Source organism: Enterobacter sp. HK169 (assembly GCF_001719105.1).
Taxonomy (GTDB): Bacteria; Pseudomonadota; Gammaproteobacteria; order Enterobacterales; family Enterobacteriaceae; genus Enterobacter; species Enterobacter asburiae_B.
The window spans coordinates 1,697,496-1,714,048 of sequence record NZ_CP017087.1 but is presented as its reverse complement, the minus strand read 5'-3'; the positions used below and the strand labels follow the sequence as shown (position 1 = coordinate 1,714,048).

Genomic DNA, 16,553 nt, shown 5'->3' with positions numbered 1-16,553 from the left:
TCCGGTTAATTACCGCTTATCGCCTGCTCAATCGTCCGGGCAACGATTTGCGGCTGGCTCACCATCGACACGTGGCTTGCCGCCACCTCGGCGGTTTTCGCATGGATCGTCTTCGCCATCGCCCGTTCAAGATCGGGGTTGATCATTCGGTCATTTCTGCTGACCACATACCAGCTCGGTTTGTCATGCCACGCCGCGTGGGCGATCTTTTCACCAAACGCCTCGGCCTTAATTGGCCCCTGCGTGGCTGCAATGGTGTTTTGAGTGTCTGGCTTCACGTCAGGCGCGAAGTCCTTTCTGACAGCTCCTGTCGGCAGGTATAAATAGGCGTCCGCCGTTTTAGCAATGCCCGCGCTGCCCGGCGGGGCAGGATAGCTTCCTGCCAGATCCGCAGTCGACTGGCCGGAATCCGGCGCGAACGCCGCCACGTACACCAGCGATTTTACCCGCGCATCGTTGCCCGCCTCGCTAATCACGGTGCCGCCCCAGGAGTGGCCCACCAGCACCACGTCACCCTGGGCGCGGGCGATGGCCCGCCGCGTGGCCGCAACGTCATCCTTAAGCGACGTGAGCGGGAGCTGGACGGCAATGACCTCGGCGTGCTGCTTCTGCAACAGGGTAATCACCTTATTCCAGCTGCTGCCGTCGGCAAACGCGCCGTGCACCAGCACGACGCTGGTTTTACTCTGCGCAAAGGCGCTGGCGGAAAGCGCCAGCAGGCCTGCCGCCACTACAGACGGTGCTTTCATCTTCAGACTCCTTAAAAGTGGTGGACCGCCGCGTGGGGCGGGACGGTGAATTCAACGGTTTTGTGGTCGAGCGGCTTGTGCGTCGGGTCGGCCAGAATAATGGTCACCTTGTGTTTACCGGCGGGCAGACCCACCAGGATCACCGGCTCTCCGCTGGCGTCAGCCCAGTGCCACGGCGCGTCATCCACCACCACGTGAATGTGCCCGATGCGCGGCGTGACCTTGAGCGCTTCGGGGCCGAATACCGGCTCGATGCGCAGGTTTTCGGCACGGTACTGAATAAACACCGCGCCTTTGCTCAGCGGCCCGGCAAGCGGCGGATCGACGATCAGCTTTGCGGGAGGCTGCGGCTGAGCCAGCGGCGCAACGGCAGCGGGGCCGTTAACGTCCGCGGCGCTCAGGTTGTCCAGCGGCGTGGTCCGGGCATGGGCTACAGATGCCAGGACAAGCAGGGGTAAAAGTGCAAAGCGACGAATCATGGGTTCTCTCCTCATCGGTTCTGAATGGCGACAGGGAAAGAAAACCATTTTTATGTATCGGAGATATTTGCCGGAGGCGGCGTTTTGTACCCGTTTGTCAGCGTGGTGCTCTGGATACAGTGCGATACAGTTTGCCTGCGTGGACGGCGCACAATCGCTATCGCCAGCCCGGCAATCACCAGCGTCAGCCCCGTTGAAACCCACATTGCACCCGCGATCCCGAGCGTTTTATTCAGCCATGCATAGGCAAACGGTGAGGCTGCCGCCATCAGCTGGCCAGGGATAAGCAGCATGCCGGTGCGGCGGGCATAGCTTTCGGTGCTAAACAGTTCCAGCGGCAGGGTGGCTTTCACAATGGTGATCAGCCCGTTGATGGCGCCGTAGCCCAGCACGAACCCGGCCGCACACCACGCAAACAGGGCGCTGCTCATCCCCAGAAGAAAGCAGAGCGGCATGGCTAGCGCGGTAAAAAGCGTGAGTTTGAAGGGGGTTAAGCGGGCACCCGCCAGCACTTCCAGCGAGCGGGCGCCCGTCTGACCGATCCCCCACAGCATGCCGATGGCGACCGGCAGGCCGAAGTGGGCAATAAACTCCGGCAAATGGGTGGACGTGCCGTTAGAGACAAAGGTGATGAGGGCAATGAAGGCGGCATAAAGCCAGGCGTTACGCCGCTCGTTGTTCAGCGGCGGCGCGGTGACCTTTGTCGTCACCGTCAGCCGCTGCCGGGGAAGCGTTCGAATCAGCATCGCGCTCAGCAGGCCGAAGAGCGCGTAGACGCGCAGCGCCTCCTGCCAGCTCATGACCTGAAGCAGGGCGTCGCCCAGCGGCCAGAAAACGGCGGAGGCCAGCCCGCCCGCCAGCGTGACGCGTGAGATCGTTCTTCGCGCCTGCTGCCCGTAGAGGTTTACCAGCGCGGCGAACAGCGCGTCGTACAGCGACAGGCGCATCCCTACGCCGCCGATCAGCCAGGCGCAGTACCAGCCAAAAAGCGTCTGGGTATACGCCATCCCAGCGCAGCTTGCGGCGATCAGCAACGTGCCGCTCATCACCACTTTCTGACCGCTAAAGCGTGCCAGCAGGCGGGCGACAAACGGAGAAACCGCCGCCATCACCAGCATCGCCAGCGTCAGGCCGAGATAAATCTGCGGTGATGACCATCCCCGGTCGGCTGAAATCGCCAGCGCAAAGGTGCCGGGCATATAAAACGAGATCCCCCAGTTGATAAGCTGATTACATCCCGCCGTGAGGGCGAGGCGGCGTGGCAGGGCGGGTGTTTCCATTGTTTTTCATTCCGTTATGCAGTTGTCCTGAGCATAACTCGCGCGCTATTGTGCTGGCAGGGCAGCAACCTTATGCGCGGTATAAGAGAAACTTTGAATGACAACGCTTAATCTGGGCTATCTCGCCACCTTTCGTCTGGTGATACAGCGCGGCAGCTTTTCAGCGGCAGCGGATGCGCTGGGTATTTCTCAGCCTGCCGTCAGCCTGCAAATACGTCAGCTGGAGCAGTTTCTGCAAACGCGGCTGGTGGAGCGTACCGGACGAGGGATTAAGGCTACGGCTGCCGGGCAGGCGTTGCTGGCGTATGGGGAGCGTATTCAGCAGGCGGTGGATGACGCCATCCGGTCCGTGAGCGCATTCAGCCACGATGTGAGCGGCACCATTACGCTTGGCACGGGGGCAACGGCCTGCATCCATCTTCTGCCGCCGCTGCTGGAGAAGCTGCGTCGAGACTATCCGCTCCTGAGCGTGGGGGTGACGACGGGCAACACCCTCGACATCGTCAGGGCCATCGAAGAGAACCGGCTCGATATGGGGCTGGTGACGCTGCCGGTGAGCGGCAGAGCGCTGGACGTCATGCCGGTAATGGACGAAGAGTTTGTTTTTATCGCGTCGCGGGAGCAGCAGGATGCGTTCAGGGATTTTACCCCGGAGGCGCTGCACGCTCAGCCGCTGATTGCCTTTGAATCAGGCAGCGGTACCCGGGCGCTGATCGATGGCTGGTTTGCGGCGAATGGATTAGCGATCGCACCGGTGATGCAGCTTGGCAGCATCGAGGCGATCAAACGCATGGTTCGTGCGGGTCTGGGCTACAGTATTGTGCCGCGAATGGCGGTCGAACAGGATGCCGATCGCGAAGGGCTATGTGTGATGTCGCTTACGCCCATGCTGCAGCGGCAGCTGGCGGTGGTAATGCGGCAGGATAAAATCCTCAGCAAAGGGATCGCGGCCATTATTCGGCTCGTGCAAGATCCTTCGGCTGTTTAGCGATCGGCGGTGTCGACGGTCAGGCTGGATTGCTGCGACTGGGTTTTGTCCTGATGGTGGTACCAGGCGCCAATTGAAGAGTAAACGAAGCGGCCAAAGAAAAACAGGAAGCTGATGAGCAGTATGATGCGGGTCATTCGGGTATTAAATTGATGTCGTTTTCGCATACGCGTGACCTGACTCACTCTGTTTTTCCTGGATAAGCCCTTTTGGGCGACGAGGATATTAAGGCACAGCGGGAAGATGGGGTCAATTCTGAAGTGTGTAAATAACCGTCAATGTTTACATTGATTAATGTTATTGAAATTAATTAATGCATTTACCATATTGATAATATGAAGAAAATAATTTCAAAAAAACACCGCGAAAAGTTATTTGCGTAAAGTAGTTTGATTTAAGTCAACGGCTTCCCGGCCCTGATATTTAAAATCCTTCCTCCATACAGTTCGCCCCGCACGCCGCCGGGCGGCGCGTACGTCAGGTTGGATGCCTGTCTTTATTTTCCCTCAGGAGCGAAAGGGTTTAACCGGGCATCTATGAACATTCTGGCTTTCCTGAAAAAAAATGAAAACCGCTGGTGGGCATTACCGCTTATTTTGCCTGTGCTTTTACTTCCCGTGCTGAGCATTGCGAATACATTCACGCAGCTGGGCGACGGCATTGCGGCACTCTATTATTTACCCCTCTCATTTTTGCTTTCGCTGATGATGTTCTTTGGCCTGGAAGCGCTGCCCGGGATCGTATTGTCGCTGTTTATCCGCTATTACCCGTCGGTCGGAATGTTTGAAACCGTCGCGGGGATCCTCCATTTTGTCGTCCCTTTAGTGCTCAGCTGGGGTGGCTACCGGGTGTTTGCGCCCAGACGGAATATGACCGCGTACGGCGACGTGCGGCTGATGGCGCAGCGCATCTTCTGGCAGGCGTTCTGCCCCGCGACGCTATTTCTGGTGCTGTTTCAGTTTGCGGTGTATTTAGGCGTGTATGAGAGCCGTCAGAGCCTTGCGGGATTAAATCCGCTCAATATTCGCACGCTCATCAACTATCAGACGCTGCTGGTCAGCGGGCTAACGGGCGTGCCGCTGAGCTATCTGCTGATCCGCCTGCTTCGTCATCCGCGCTATATCAAAAGCCTTCTCTCGCAGATCCGTTCCGAGATAGACAAAAAGGTGACGGTCGTTGAGTTGTTGGTGTGGGCTATCGCGCTTGGCGGGCTGCTTTCGCTGCTGCTGCTTCCGATGAATGAGAACAGCTCCATTTTCACCACCAACTATACTCTTTCCCTGCTGATGCCGGTGATGCTCTGGGGCGCGATGCGTTTTGGCTATAAGCTGATTTCGCTTATCTGGACGCCGATACTGCTGGTGTCTATTCACTATTTTTACCGCTATATCCCGGTGAACCCGGGGTATGACATTCAGCTGGCGATCACCTCTTCCAGTTACCTGGTCTTCTCGTTCGTGGTGATTTATATGTCGATGCTGGCGACCCGGCAGCGCGCGGCGAACAAACGCTCCCGCAGGCTGGCGCTGCTCGACCCGGTCGTCCATATGCCTAATCTGCGGGCGCTGTCGCGCGATCTGGCGAAAAACCCGTGGTCGGCGCTCTGCCTGCTGCGCATTCCGGAGCTGGAAATTCTGGGCCGAAATTACGGCGTGTTGCTGAGGATTCAGTACAAGCAGCAGCTGGCGCAGTGGGTGAATGGCATTCTCCAGCCCAATGAGCTGGTGTATCACCTGACCGGGTATGACCTGGCGGTACGGCTCAACGCGGAATCGCACCAGCAGCGGATTGAAGCCCTGGACGAGCACATCAAGCAGTTCCGCTTTGTCTGGGACGGCATGCCGCTGCAGCCGCAGGTGGGCGTGAGCTATTGCTATGTCCGGTCCCCGGTTAACCATCTTTATCTGGTGCTGGGCGAGCTGGGCGTGGTTGCCGACCTGTCGCTCTCCTCCAACCATCCGGAAAACCTTCAGCAGCGTGGGGCCGTCCATTTGCAGCGCAACCTGAAGGATAAAGTCGCGATGATGAGCCGCCTGCAAAAGGCGCTTGATAACGACGAATTCACCCTGCTGGTTCAACCCGTTCGCGGCATGCGTGGCGATTGCTATCACGAAGTCCTGCTCCGGATGCCGGATATAAACGGGCTATTGATCTCCCCCGACCAGTTCCTGCCCGTCGCGCAGGAGTTTGGTCTCTCCTCGCGGGTAGATTTATGGGTGCTCGAGCACACCCTGCGCTTTCTCGCCGCGCATCGCGAAAGACTGCCCGGCCAGCGCTTTGCCATTAATCTTGCCCCGTCGACCGTGTGTCGGGTGCAGTTTCCGCTTGAGGTGAATCGCCTGCTGGCGAAATACGCCATTGAGCCGTGGCAGCTAATCTTTGAAGTGACGGAGTGCAGCACTTTTTGCAATGCGGAACAGGCGCTACACATCCTCCGGCAGCTGCAGAAAATGGGGGTACGTATTGCAATTGATGATTTTGGCACCGGCTATGCGAGCTATGCGCGGCTGAAAAGCGTGGACGCGGATATTCTCAAGATTGACGGCAGCTTTATTCGCAATATCGTCAACAACAGCCTGGATTATCAGATTGTGGCGTCTATCTGCCATCTGGCGCGCATGAAGAAAATGCTGGTGGTGGCGGAGTATGTCGAAAGCGAAGAGATACGTAGCGCGGTTCACGCGCTAGGCATCGATTATGTGCAGGGTTATCTGATTGGCAGACCGGCACCGCTTGAGTCGCTGCTGGAAGCAGAGGCGTCCACTGCGGACGCCTGAGCCGTTACGCGGCGACGTCGGCGCTCTCTTCTTCAATTTTGAGCAGCCAGCCGGTGACCGCTTCCCAGTACTGCTGCTCTTTTTCCAGATCCAGCAGGACCAGCGCGTTCTGACTAAACCAGTCGTGCGGGAAGCTCAGCGTCCAGTGGTGGTCGTCGGTTTTAAGCTTCAGCGTGGGCGGCGTGGTGGTGGCCTGACGCTGGTTATTGAGCAGCACGCCCAGACGCAGCAGCTGAATAAGCGGCAGAAACTGTTTTTTCTTGAACAGCGTAAAGCGCGGCAGGTCGTCGAGCTTGATGGCCTTGCGGTGATAACGCACCAGGGTCGCCATCATGGTTTGCTGCTCCTGGTTGAAGCCAGGCAGATCGCTGTTTTGCAGAATGTAGGCCGAATGGCGGTGCATCCCGCTGTGGTTGATGTTCAGCCCCACCTCGTGCAGCATCGCGGCCCATTTCAACAGCGCGGCAAGCTGCGGGTGCGCGAGCTTCGGATTCTGCTCCTGCCACTGTTCGTACATCTGCACCGTGGTGTCCAGCACGCGCTTCGCCTGTTCACGGTCGATGTTGTACTGGTTGGCCAGGCTTTGCGCGGTGCGGCTGCGAATATCCTGATGGCGGAAACGGCCTTCCATCTCATACAGCACGCCTTCACGCAGCGCGCCGTCCGACAGACGCAGCTCTTTTATGGCGAGGGCATCAAACACGCCGCAGAGAATAGCCAGCCCCGGCACGAATACCGCTTTACGCTCGTCGGAAAGACCCGGCAGGCTTAAGGCGTCAAAACTTTTATGCTTCAGCACTTCTTCGGTCAGCAATGTCAGGCGTTCGGGCGTGATAAACCCGTCTTTTTCACCCATCGCCAGCAGCACTTCATGCGCCGCCTTGATGGTGCCCGACGCGCCCAGCGCCACGTTCCAGCCCTGAATACGGTACTGCCAGGCCAGATTTTCCAGCTTCTGGACAGCGGCCATACGCGCGCGCTGGAAGTTCTCGCGGGTGATGGTGCCACCCGGGAAATACATCTGCGCGAAGCTGACGCAGCCCATTCGGCGGCTTTCCACCAGGCGCGGCTCAAAGTCTTCGCCGATCACCAGCTCCGTTGAGCCACCGCCGATATCGATAACCAGCTTGCGCCCTTTTTCCGGCTGGGTGTGCTCAACGCCCATGAAAATCAGACGTGCTTCCTCGTTACCGGAGATGATCTCAATCGGGTAGGGGATCACTTTTTCGGCCCGCTTGAGGAACTCCGGGGCGTTCAGGGCCTGGCGCAGGGTGTGGGTGCCCACGATGCACACGCTGGAAGGCGAGAAGCCCTGCAGGCGTTCAGCAAACAGCGACAGGCAGTTTAACCCGCGCTCCATCGCCTCTTCGCTGAGCATGCTGCGTTCATCAAGACCATCCGCCAGGTGTACGCGCTGCTTCAGACGACCGATGATCTGCAGCGCGCCATCCACCTCACGGGCGATGACCATGTGGAAACTGTTAGAGCCAAGGTCGACCGCGGCGAATTCCTGCGGGCGTGGGGTCTTATCATTTATCGGCATAGGTTAATCGGGTTGCTCGAGTGATTTGATATAGTCGTAAATCGCCAGTTGCGACCGCACTTTGCGGCGGTTGCCGCGCGGTACATAGCGGTTACTGAGTTCTTTGTCGATATAGCGTGCTTTCACGGTATCGCTGAACAGAATCTCGATGATGTCGAGGATCTGCTGCTTCAGACGCGGATCCAGCAGCGGTGCCGCGACTTCAATACGGTAGTCAATATTGCGCGTCATCCAGTCTGCCGAAGAGAGATAGACCTGTTTATCACCCGCATTATCAAAAATATAGATCCGATCGTGTTCCAGGTAACGGTCAACGATGCTGATCACACGAATATTGTCGCTGATGCCTTCCAGTTCCGGGATCAGCGAGCACATGCCGCGGATCAGCAGGTTAACCGGCACGCCTGAGCTGGACGCCGCGTACAGCCTGTCCACCAGCCCTTTGTCGACCAGGTTGTTAAGCTTCAGCGTGATGCCGGACGACAGCCCTTTCTGGGCATTGGCGATCTCTTTATCGATCATATCGTACAGCAGGCGGCGCGAGTTCTGCGGCGAGACCAGCAGATAGTCAAAGCTCACCGGACGGTACGGGTTTTCGATAAAGTTAAAGACCCGGCGCACTTCGTTAGTAATGCGGGCGTCGGCGGTTAAGAGCGAGTAGTCGGTATAAATTCGCGCCGTTTTCTCGTTAAAGTTCCCGGTACCGATGTGGGCATAACGCACTACATCGTCGCCCTCTTTACGGGAAATCAGGAACAGCTTGGCGTGAATTTTCAGACCCGGCGCGGAGAAGATGACGTGCACACCGGCTTCCGTCAGACGGCGCGCCCAGTGAATGTTGGCCTCTTCGTCGAAGCGCGCCTGCAGCTCAACCACCACGGTGACCTTTTTGGCGTTGTGCGCCGCATGGATCATCGCGTCGATGATGCGGGAATCTTTTGCCACGCGGTAGATGTTGATTTTGATCGCCAGCACGCTCGGGTCGAATGAGGCCTGACGCAGCAGCTCCAGCACGTGCTCGAAGGTGTGGTACGGATAGTAAAGCAGCACGTCGCGTTCGCGAATGGCGTCGAATCCGTTGCGGAATTTATCGAACCACAGATGGCGCAGGCGCGGCAGCGGCTTGTTCACCAGATTGGCTTTGCCGACGTTCGGGAAGCCAATAAAGTCTTTAAAGTTGTGGTAACGACCGCCCGGCACGATGGAGTCATAGCGCGAAATGGTCAGTTTCTCGCGCAGCATCTCCACCATGGCGTCCGGCATATCGCGCTGATAGACAAAACGTACCGGTTCGGCCGTCAGGCGCTGTTTCAGGCTGGAGGACATCAGCTCCATCAGGCTGGCTTCCATCTCGTGCACCAGGTCATATTCGGCGTCACGGGTCATCTTCATCGAGTAGGCGTTTAACGCATCGTAATCGAAGAAGCCTTTGAAGATGTCGTCCAGGCAGTAGCGCAGGATGTTATCGAGCAGGATCATCGGCTTGCGTCTGCGCGGGGTTTCCGGCGGCAGGTTCACAAAGCGCGGCACCTTGTCGGACGGGATCTCCAGCAGCGCGTAACGGATAGACTCACCGCGAATAATTTCCACCGCCAGGTAGGTGTAATCATCCTTCAGGAACTGAACCAGATCGGTTTCGCGGTTGATCAGAATCGGGGTAATGTGCTGGCGCAGATAGTGTTTGAAGTAGTGGCGCAGCCAGTTTTGTTGGTTAACGGAAAGCTGGCGTTCGTTAATCAGGAAGATTTGATTGCGCGCCATCTCCAGCAGCAGTTCGTTATACAGGCCGTCAAATTCCTGATCGGCTTTCAGCACGCGGGACTGGATTTTGCCCAGCAGATGCCGCGAGTGCGAGTTTAAGCCCTGTTCTTCGCTGATGATGATGCGTCTTTTCAGCTCGGCAAAGCGAACCTTGTAGAACTCATCCAGGTTGTTGGAATAAATGCCCAAAAAACGCATGCGCTCGATTAGCGGGTTACTTTTGTCTGCCGCTTCCTGGAGTACACGTTCGTTGAATGCTAACCAGCTTAGCTCTTTCTCGATATATAACTTTTCCTGACCCATTACAGCTCACACTCCAGTTCAATCACAGGACGTGGTAAATCCGTCTCGTCCTTATTATGGCGAGCATTTCCACGATATGTCCAACAGTGCCAGAAAAGTATGACAGTTATTTTTTTTGTTGGGGATTTTAGAAGGTTGGAGAAGGGAATATCGGGTAATGCAATGAACAGGTCGGGTAAGCGCAGCAGCGCCACCCGACGTAACAACCTACTCTTCCGCCGCATAACCCTGCGGGGGTAACTTCACGCCGTCCAGCCAGGCTGCGCCGTCGCGCATCTCGAGACGCCCGTCGACAAACCAGCTGACCACCAGCGGGTAAATGGCGTGTTCCTGGGTCTGCACGCGTTCGGTCACGTCTTCTTCGCTATCGCCGTCAAAGACCGGAACTTTGGCCTGCAGGATCACCGGGCCGCCGTCCAGCTCGTCGGTAACGAAATGCACGGAGGTGCCGTGCTCCTCATCGCCGTTTTCCAGAACCTGACGATGGGTGTGCAGGCCGGGATATTTCGGCAGCAGGGAAGGGTGGATATTCAGCAGACGACCAGCGAAGTGTTCGACGAAGGCCGGGCTCAGAATACGCATATAGCCCGCCAGCACGACCACGTCCGGCGCGTAGGCATCAATCTCATGCACCAGCTCGCGGTCAAAGGCTTCACGCCCGGCGAACTGACTGGCTTCCAGCGCGTGCGCGGGAATGTTCGCTTCCCGCGCGCGCTCAAGGCCGAACGCGTCGGCCTTGTTGCTGAAAACTGCCCGAATGGTGCCATTGATTTTCTTCTGCTTGCAGGCGTCTATGATGGCCTGCAAATTGCTTCCGTTGCCGGAAATGAGCACCACGATGTTTTTCATTCAATGACCACACGCTGTTCGGAATCGGAAGCTTTAATCGTACCGATTTTCCACGCGTTTTCACCTTTTTCAGTCAGCAGCTTAACCGCTTTATCCGCTTCGCTTGCCGGCAGGGCGATAACCATGCCCACGCCGCAGTTAAAGGTGCGGTACATTTCGTGAGAGCTCACGTTGCCTGCGGTCTGCAGCCAGTTAAATACGGCCGGCCACTGCCATGAGGATTCGTCGATCACCGCCTGGGTGTTATCCGGCAGGACGCGCGGGATGTTTTCCCAGAAGCCGCCGCCGGTCAGGTGAGCGATAGCGTGAACGTCGACGTTCTCGATAAGCTCAAGCACGTTTTTCACGTAGATGCGGGTCGGCGCCAGCAGATGGTCAGCCAGCGGTTTACCGTCCAGCTCGGTGGTCAGCGGGTCACAGCCGCTCACTTCGAGGATTTTACGCACCAGGGAGTAGCCGTTGGAGTGCGGGCCGCTGGAGGCGAGCGCGATCAGCACATCGCCATCGGCCACTTTGCTGCCGTCGATAATTTCTGATTTTTCTACTACGCCGACGCAGAAGCCCGCGACGTCATAATCTTCGCCGTGATACATGCCCGGCATTTCTGCGGTTTCACCACCGACCAGCGCACAGCCGGACTGCAGACAGCCTTCGGCGATACCGTTAATCACGCTGGCAGCGGTATCCACGTCCAGTTTGCCGGTTGCGTAGTAATCGAGGAAGAACAGCGGCTCTGCGCCCTGTACCACCAGGTCATTCACGCACATTGCGACCAGATCGATACCGATCGTGTCGTGACGTTTTAAATCCATCGCCAGGCGCAGTTTAGTGCCTACACCGTCAGTTCCCGAGACCAGAACAGGTTCACGATATTTTTGCGGCAGCGCGCACAGTGCGCCGAAGCCACCCAGACCACCCATCACTTCCGGGCGGCGGGTTTTTTTCACCACACCTTTGATTCGGTCAACCAGCGCATTACCTGCGTCAATATCAACACCGGCATCTTTGTAGCTGAGAGAAGTTTTGTTGGTCACGGCTTAAATCCCCACGCGATTGCATAGCTAGTAAGAAAAATCGGCGCAATTCTAACAGTCCAGGCAAACGTTTGCGAGCCTATTCTGGACGTGGAGATCTTTTTTTCTGTGTGCCACGTGAATGCAGCCAAACTTGACTCTGTTCACGAAAATGAAACCGGTTTCTGAGAACTGCTTGCAACAGCTATGCCCTTTGCACATCATCGAACTGAAACCGGTTTCTGTAATTGTTTTTGCAGAAAATAACGCAGAATGAGGGAAAACGAATGTCAGGATTTAAAGCAGATTTTCTGTGGGGCGGGGCCGTTGCGGCGCACCAGCTGGAAGGCGGCTGGAAAGAGGGCGGCAAGGGCGTGAGCGTTGCCGATGTCATGACCGCGGGGGCGCACGGCGTGCCGCGTGAAATCACCAACGGCGTTCTGGAGGGGAAAAATTATCCTAACCATGAAGCCATTGATTTCTACCACCGCTATAAAGAAGACATCAAACTCTTTGCCGAGATGGGGTTCAAATGCTTCCGCACCTCTATTGCCTGGACGCGGATCTTCCCGAAAGGCGACGAGCTTGAGCCTAACGAGGCTGGCCTGAAATTCTATGACGATCTGTTCGACGAATGCCTGAAGTACGGCATCGAACCGGTTATCACCCTGTCTCACTTCGAGATGCCTTTCCATCTGGTCACCGAATACGGCGGCTGGCGCAACCGTAAGCTGATCGACTTCTTCGTTCGTTTTGCAAAAGTGGTGTTCCAGCGCTACCAGCATAAGGTGAAGTACTGGATGACCTTCAACGAGATCAACAACCAGGCTAACTTCCACGAAGACTTTGCGCCGTTCACGAACTCCGGGCTGAAGTACGCGCCGGGTGAAGACCGTGAACCGGTGATGTTCCAGGCGGCGCACTACGAGCTCGTGGCCAGCGCCCTGGCGGTGAAGGCGGGGCGCGAGATTAACCCGTCGCTGCAGATCGGCTGCATGATTGCCATGTGTCCTATCTACCCGCTGACCTGTGCGCCGGACGATATGATGATGGCGATGAACGCCATGCACCGCCGCTACTGGTTCACCGACGTGCACGTTCGCGGGAAGTACCCGCAGCACCTGCTCAACTACTTCGAACGTCGCGGCTTCGCGCTGGATATCACCGAAGAGGATAAAGCCGCGCTGAAGCAGGGCTGCGTCGATTACATCGGCTTCAGCTACTACATGTCCTTCGCCACCAAGGCGACGGCGGACAACCCGCAGCTGGATTACGACGAAAGCAAGAGCCTGGTCTCTAACCCCTACGTGCAGAAATCCGACTGGGGCTGGCAGATTGACCCGGTCGGGCTGCGTTACTCCCTGAACTGGTTCTGGGATCACTACCAGCTGCCGCTGTTTATCGTTGAGAACGGCTTTGGCGCGATCGACGTGCAGGAGAGCGACGGCACGGTGAACGACCAGTACCGTATTGATTATCTGGCCGCCCATATCCGCGAGATGAAAAAAGCGGTGGTGGAAGATGGCGTGGATCTGATGGGCTACACCCCGTGGGGCTGCATCGACCTGGTGTCTGCCGGCACGGGCGAAATGAAAAAACGCTACGGCTTTATCTTTGTGGATAAAGACAATGATGGAAACGGCACGCTGAACCGCAGTAAGAAAAAATCGTTCGACTGGTATAAGCAGGTGATTGCGAGCAACGGCGAGAACCTGTAATTGTCGGGTGGCGCTAACGCTTACCCGACCTACACTACACGTAGGCCCGCGTAAGCGCAGCGCCACCGGGCAGAACCCCGCACCCAAGCCGGAGTCTCGCCTCCGGTTTTTTTGTCTCTAAATCACTTTGCTTGATATACGTCAAGCAACATGGGTATGGCCTAATCCGAAAAAAGCGGTATAATCCCGCGATTTTTTTGCGGACGCCACCTCAGAGGAGAAAGAGAATGAAGATTGTGGAAGTGAAACACCCACTCGTTAAACACAAGTTGGGCCTGATGCGTGAGCATGACATCAGCACGAAGCGTTTTCGCGAACTGGCATCTGAAGTCGGCAGCTTGCTGACCTACGAAGCGACCTCTGATCTGGAAACAGAAAAAGTCACCATCGAAGGCTGGAACGGCCCGGTGCAGGTTGAGCAGATCAAAGGTAAGAAAATTACCGTGGTGCCAATCCTGCGTGCCGGTCTCGGCATGATGGAAGGCGTGCTGGAGCACGTGCCAAGCGCGCGTATCAGCGTGGTGGGTATCTACCGTAACGAAGAAACCCTTGAGCCGGTTCCTTACTTCCAGAAGCTGGTCTCTAACATCGACGAGCGTATGGCGCTGGTGGTTGACCCAATGCTCGCGACCGGTGGCTCTATGATCGCCACCATCGACCTGCTGAAAAACGCGGGCTGTAACAGCATTAAGGTGCTGGTACTGGTTGCCGCTCCGGAAGGTATCGCGGCGCTGGAAAAAGCGCACCCGGACGTTGAGCTGTATACCGCCTCTATCGACCAGGGGCTGAACGAGCACGGGTACATCATCCCGGGGCTCGGCGATGCCGGCGATAAGATCTTTGGTACGAAATAATCGAATAACGATAAATAAGCCGACTTTGATAGTCGGCTTTTTTTTGAATAAAACACCAACAATACTACACAGAGGAAAACACTATGACGCGCCGTGCTATCGGGGTGAGTGAAAGACCGCCGCTTTTACAGACTATCCCGCTTAGTTTGCAGCACCTGTTCGCCATGTTTGGCGCAACCGTGCTGGTGCCAATCCTGTTCCACATTAACCCGGCCACCGTGCTGCTGTTCAACGGCATCGGTACGCTGCTGTACCTCTTTATCTGTAAAGGCAAAATCCCGGCGTATCTCGGGTCGAGCTTCGCCTTTATCTCGCCGGTGTTACTGTTGCTTCCGCTGGGTTATGAAGTCGCGCTGGGCGGCTTTATCATGTGTGGCGTCCTGTTCTGCGTGGTGTCCTTCATTGTGAAGAAAGCCGGTACCGGCTGGCTGGACGTGATGTTCCCCCCTGCGGCGATGGGCGCAATCGTTGCCGTCATCGGTCTTGAGCTGGCGGGCGTCGCGGCGAATATGGCCGGTCTGCTGCCTGCTGACGGTCAGTCACCGGATTCCAAAACCATTATCATCTCGCTGGTAACGCTGGGCGTCACGGTGTTTGGCTCCGTGCTGTTCCGCGGCTTCATGGCGATTATCCCGATCCTGATCGGCGTGCTGGCGGGCTATGCGCTCTCCTTCGCGATGGGCGTGGTGGACACCACCCCGATTGCTCAGGCGCACTGGTTCGCCCTGCCGACCTTCTATACGCCACGCTTCGAATGGTTTGCTATTTTCACCATTCTGCCCGCGGCGCTGGTGGTGATTGCGGAGCACGTCGGACACCTGGTGGTGACGGCGAACATCGTTAAGCGCGATTTAATCCGCGACCCGGGCCTGCACCGCTCCATGTTTGCGAACGGTTTCTCCACCATCATCTCCGGTTTCTTCGGCTCGACGCCAAACACTACCTACGGCGAGAACATCGGCGTGATGGCGATTACCCGCGTCTACAGTACCTGGGTTATCGGCGGCGCGGCGATTATCGCCATTCTGCTCTCCTGCGTCGGTAAACTTGCGGCAGCGATTCAGATCATTCCGGTGCCGGTAATGGGCGGCGTTTCTCTGCTGCTGTACGGCGTGATCGGCGCCTCCGGTATTCGCGTGCTGATTGAATCCAAAGTGGATTACAGCAAGGCGCAAAACCTGATCCTGACCTCCGTTATCCTGATCATCGGCGTGAGCGGCGCGAAGGTGCACATTGGTGCGGCCGAGCTGAAGGGCATGGCGCTGGCGACCATCGTCGGCGTGGGCCTGAGCCTGATCTTCAAGCTGATCTCGGTCATCCGCCCGGAAGAAGAAATTCTCGACGCGGACGACAGCGAAAAAGCACCACATTGATCGAAAAGTCGGGCGAGGGATCGCCCGGTTCTCTCCTTGCAGGTTCCGTGTTAAACTCCATTCCGATTTTACGTAGGATCTCTGGTTGAGGTATTTCTGAACGGACCGGCACAGCTCTCTCTGCCACTCTATCTCCCTGACGACGAAACTTTCGCGAGTTTCTGGCCGGGTGATAACCCCTCTTTACTGGCTGCACTGCAAAACGTGCTGCGCCAGGATCACAGCGGATACATCTATATCTGGTCACGTGAAGGCGCGGGGCGCAGCCATCTGCTGCATGCCGCCTGCGCGGAGCTTTCGGCGCGCGGTGATGCAGTAGGCTACGTGCCGCTGGATAAACGTACCTGGTTCGTGCCTGAGGTGCTGGAGGGAATGGAACATCTCTCGCTGGTCTGCATCGATAATATCGAATGCGTGGCGGGGGACGAGCCGTGGGAAATGGCGATCTTTAACCTCTACAACCGCATTCTGGAGTCGGGCAAAACCCGGCTGCTGATCACCGGCGATCGTCCGCCGAGACAGCTCAATCTGGGGCTGCCGGATCTGGCGTCTCGTCTGGACTGGGGGCAAATCTACAAGCTCCAGCCGCTGTCGGATGAAGATAAGCTTCAGGCGTTACAGCTGCGCGCAAAACAGCGTGGGTTTGAGCTGCCGGAGGATGTGGGGCGCTTCCTGCTCAAGCGGCTGGATCGCGAAATGCGCACGCTGTTTGACACCCTCGATCAGCTCGATCGCGCCTCCATTACCGCCCAGCGCAAGCTGACCATTCCGTTTGTGAAAGATATTCTTAAGCTTTGAGTTTTTTGCCCGGTGGCGGCTGCGCCTTACCGGGCCTACGAAAACCTGCCGCCCTTTGTAGGCCGGGT

The 16,553-nt window shown here is 57.0% G+C and carries 14 protein-coding genes; 6 read left to right on the top strand and 8 right to left on the bottom strand.

Annotated elements, in window-relative coordinates; genetic code table 11:
• Positions 1–5 precede the first annotated feature (5 nt).
• Genes EnteroDNA1_RS08125 through EnteroDNA1_RS08115 form a run of 3 tightly spaced genes read right to left on the bottom strand, consistent with a single transcriptional unit; the run spans position 6 to position 2,508 of the window.
• Entirely contained in the window at positions 6–749 is a 744-nt protein-coding gene (locus EnteroDNA1_RS08125) for an alpha/beta fold hydrolase (RefSeq protein ID WP_069303166.1), read from the bottom strand.
• Positions 750–760: 11 nt separating this feature from the next.
• A complete protein-coding gene (locus EnteroDNA1_RS08120; RefSeq protein ID WP_069303165.1) occupies positions 761–1,228 on the bottom strand; it encodes a DUF6130 family protein in 468 nt (155 codons plus the stop codon).
• Positions 1,229–1,278: 50 nt separating this feature from the next.
• On the bottom strand, positions 1,279–2,508 hold the full coding sequence (locus EnteroDNA1_RS08115) for an MFS transporter (RefSeq protein ID WP_069303164.1): 1,230 nt from the start codon (positions 2,506–2,508) through the stop codon (positions 1,279–1,281).
• Between the two features lie 97 nt (positions 2,509–2,605).
• On the opposite strand from EnteroDNA1_RS08115, the gene EnteroDNA1_RS08110 reads away from it, so the two are divergent.
• Positions 2,606–3,496 carry a LysR family transcriptional regulator gene (locus EnteroDNA1_RS08110; RefSeq protein ID WP_069303163.1) on the top strand — a complete coding sequence of 297 codons (891 nt, stop codon included), beginning with the start codon at positions 2,606–2,608 and terminating at the stop codon, positions 3,494–3,496.
• Here EnteroDNA1_RS08110 and EnteroDNA1_RS08105 read toward each other — a convergent pair.
• Positions 3,493–3,663 carry a YfgG family protein gene (locus EnteroDNA1_RS08105; protein WP_023333002.1) on the bottom strand — a complete coding sequence of 57 codons (171 nt, stop codon included), beginning with the start codon at positions 3,661–3,663 and terminating at the stop codon, positions 3,493–3,495. The two genes, EnteroDNA1_RS08110 and EnteroDNA1_RS08105, sit on opposite strands and share 4 nt — an antisense overlap.
• A 369-nt stretch (positions 3,664–4,032) precedes the next feature.
• Between EnteroDNA1_RS08105 and EnteroDNA1_RS08100 the strand changes: the two genes are divergently transcribed.
• Positions 4,033–6,273 carry an EAL domain-containing protein gene (locus EnteroDNA1_RS08100; protein WP_069303162.1) on the top strand — a complete coding sequence of 747 codons (2,241 nt, stop codon included), beginning with the start codon at positions 4,033–4,035 and terminating at the stop codon, positions 6,271–6,273.
• A 4-nt stretch (positions 6,274–6,277) separates the two neighbouring features.
• On the opposite strand, the gene ppx is transcribed toward EnteroDNA1_RS08100, so the two are convergent.
• The 4 genes from ppx to purM all read right to left on the bottom strand — a co-directional run bounded on the left by ppx (position 6,278) and on the right by purM (position 11,763).
• Complete coding sequence (gene ppx / locus EnteroDNA1_RS08095; RefSeq protein WP_023308773.1) at positions 6,278–7,816, bottom strand: exopolyphosphatase; 1,539 nt, start codon at positions 7,814–7,816, stop codon at positions 6,278–6,280.
• A gap of 3 nt (positions 7,817–7,819) precedes the next feature.
• Positions 7,820–9,880 carry a polyphosphate kinase 1 gene (gene ppk1, locus EnteroDNA1_RS08090; protein WP_033146179.1) on the bottom strand — a complete coding sequence of 687 codons (2,061 nt, stop codon included), beginning with the start codon at positions 9,878–9,880 and terminating at the stop codon, positions 7,820–7,822.
• Positions 9,881–10,087: 207 nt separating this feature from the next.
• On the bottom strand, positions 10,088–10,729 hold the full coding sequence (gene purN / locus EnteroDNA1_RS08085) for a phosphoribosylglycinamide formyltransferase (RefSeq protein ID WP_023308771.1): 642 nt from the start codon (positions 10,727–10,729) through the stop codon (positions 10,088–10,090).
• The gene (purM, locus tag EnteroDNA1_RS08080; RefSeq protein ID WP_008501643.1) at positions 10,726–11,763 is read right to left on the bottom strand and encodes a phosphoribosylformylglycinamidine cyclo-ligase; all 1,038 of its coding nucleotides are present in this window, start codon (positions 11,761–11,763) and stop codon (positions 10,726–10,728) included. Before purM ends, purN begins: the two co-directional genes overlap by 4 nt.
• A 266-nt stretch (positions 11,764–12,029) precedes the next feature.
• Between purM and EnteroDNA1_RS08075 the strand changes: the two genes are divergently transcribed.
• The 4 genes from EnteroDNA1_RS08075 (at position 12,030) to EnteroDNA1_RS08060 (ending at position 16,485) form a co-directional block, all read left to right on the top strand.
• On the top strand, positions 12,030–13,460 hold the full coding sequence (locus EnteroDNA1_RS08075) for a 6-phospho-beta-glucosidase (RefSeq protein ID WP_069303161.1): 1,431 nt from the start codon (positions 12,030–12,032) through the stop codon (positions 13,458–13,460).
• 227 nt (positions 13,461–13,687) lie between these two features.
• Complete coding sequence (gene upp / locus EnteroDNA1_RS08070; RefSeq protein WP_023308769.1) at positions 13,688–14,314, top strand: uracil phosphoribosyltransferase; 627 nt, start codon at positions 13,688–13,690, stop codon at positions 14,312–14,314.
• 83 nt (positions 14,315–14,397) lie between these two features.
• Positions 14,398–15,687 (top strand): uracil permease, encoded by a 1,290-nt coding sequence (uraA, locus tag EnteroDNA1_RS08065; protein ID WP_029739962.1) that lies wholly within the window; start codon positions 14,398–14,400, stop codon positions 15,685–15,687.
• 96 nt (positions 15,688–15,783) lie between these two features.
• On the top strand, positions 15,784–16,485 hold the full coding sequence (locus EnteroDNA1_RS08060; protein ID WP_211438414.1) for a DnaA inactivator Hda: 702 nt from the start codon (positions 15,784–15,786) through the stop codon (positions 16,483–16,485).
• The last annotated feature ends 68 nt before the right edge of the window (positions 16,486–16,553 follow it).

Excerpts from the sequence above, each read along its gene's own strand:
- uraA (WP_029739962.1), top strand. The coding sequence starts at position 14,398 with ATGACGCGCCGTGCTATCGGGGTGAGTGAAAGACCGCCGCTTTTACAG.
- EnteroDNA1_RS08115 (WP_069303164.1), bottom strand. The coding sequence starts at position 2,508 with ATGGAAACACCCGCCCTGCCACGCCGCCTCGCCCTCACGGCGGGATGT.
- upp (WP_023308769.1), top strand. The coding sequence starts at position 13,688 with ATGAAGATTGTGGAAGTGAAACACCCACTCGTTAAACACAAGTTGGGC.
- EnteroDNA1_RS08105 (WP_023333002.1), bottom strand. The coding sequence starts at position 3,663 with ATGCGAAAACGACATCAATTTAATACCCGAATGACCCGCATCATACTG.
- EnteroDNA1_RS08100 (WP_069303162.1), top strand. The coding sequence starts at position 4,033 with ATGAACATTCTGGCTTTCCTGAAAAAAAATGAAAACCGCTGGTGGGCA.
- EnteroDNA1_RS08075 (WP_069303161.1), top strand. The coding sequence starts at position 12,030 with ATGTCAGGATTTAAAGCAGATTTTCTGTGGGGCGGGGCCGTTGCGGCG.
- purN (WP_023308771.1), bottom strand. The coding sequence starts at position 10,729 with ATGAAAAACATCGTGGTGCTCATTTCCGGCAACGGAAGCAATTTGCAG.
- ppk1 (WP_033146179.1), bottom strand. The coding sequence starts at position 9,880 with ATGGGTCAGGAAAAGTTATATATCGAGAAAGAGCTAAGCTGGTTAGCA.
- ppx (WP_023308773.1), bottom strand. The coding sequence starts at position 7,816 with ATGCCGATAAATGATAAGACCCCACGCCCGCAGGAATTCGCCGCGGTC.
- EnteroDNA1_RS08120 (WP_069303165.1), bottom strand. The coding sequence starts at position 1,228 with ATGATTCGTCGCTTTGCACTTTTACCCCTGCTTGTCCTGGCATCTGTA.
- EnteroDNA1_RS08110 (WP_069303163.1), top strand. The coding sequence starts at position 2,606 with ATGACAACGCTTAATCTGGGCTATCTCGCCACCTTTCGTCTGGTGATA.
- EnteroDNA1_RS08125 (WP_069303166.1), bottom strand. The coding sequence starts at position 749 with ATGAAAGCACCGTCTGTAGTGGCGGCAGGCCTGCTGGCGCTTTCCGCC.